Raw genomic sequence first — 961 nt, 5'->3', positions numbered from 1 at the left:
GGCTGCTCGAGTTGTGCGGCGAAGTTGATGCACGCGTGATCGATCTGGACGGAGTCTACGATCCGGGATTGCCGAACGACCGCCTGCTGCTCGGTATGAAGGGCAGCATCAGCGAGTTCGAGCTCGGCGTGCTGCGTGCCCGCATGTACGAGGCCGCCCGCGCCAAGGCACAGCGCGGGGAACTGCGCATCTCCGTGCCTTTCGGCTATGTCTGGCACCGCGATTACGGTCTCGGGTTCGATCCCGACATGCGCCTGCAGGAGACCATTCGCCTGATATTCGCGCGCTTCCGCGAACTCGGCAGTGCGCGCCAGGTCCTGATCTCGATGATCGACGATGACGTGCATTTCCCCAGACCCTCCGACGGCAAGAAGATGGTGTCCTTCGACTGGGTTCCGATCCGCTACCGCAACGTGATCTCGATCCTGAAGAACCCATTCTACGCCGGCGCCTATGTCTATGGTAAGAGCGAGAAGCGCACTGAGATCGTCGATGGCCGCGTTCGCAAGAGCTATGGCCATTACAAGCCGGCTAGCGAGTGGGCGGTGGTGCTCAACGACCATCACGAAGGCTACATCGGATGGAGCGAGTACGAACGGAACCAGGAACTGCTCGCGGCCAACGCTTATGGCAAAGCCGGCGGCGTCAAGTCGGGCCGCGGCGGTCGCGCACTGCTCCCCGGTCTCATCTCCTGTGGTCGATGCGGGCGAAGACTGGTTGTCATGTATGCCGGACGCGGCCAAGGTTATCCGGTATATCGCTGCGAGCGCGGCAACCTCATGATGGCCCAGGCGCGATGCATGTCGTTCAACGGCTTTCGCACCGACGCGGCGGTGACCCGCGAAGCGCTGGAGGCGGTTGCGCCGATGGCGATCGAAGCGGCGTTGGAGGCTGAACGGATGCAGCTGGAGAGCGAAGCCAAGCGGCGGCAGATGATCGAGATGGACCTGCAGCAGGCGCG

Annotated in this window: 1 protein-coding gene; it reads left to right on the top strand. The window is 63.0% G+C overall.

What is annotated here, in order from left to right; translation table 11 throughout:
* Positions 1-961 (top strand): recombinase family protein (locus tag NKH13_RS35510; RefSeq protein WP_352917488.1); only part of this gene is annotated, 961 nt, incomplete at both ends.

Origin of the sequence: Mesorhizobium sp. M1348, from assembly GCF_040317925.1 — a bacterium.
In the GTDB taxonomy this organism is placed as follows: Bacteria; Pseudomonadota; Alphaproteobacteria; order Rhizobiales; family Rhizobiaceae; genus Mesorhizobium.
Note: the sequence above shows the minus strand (reverse complement) of the source record. Positions and strands in the feature narration are given on the sequence as shown.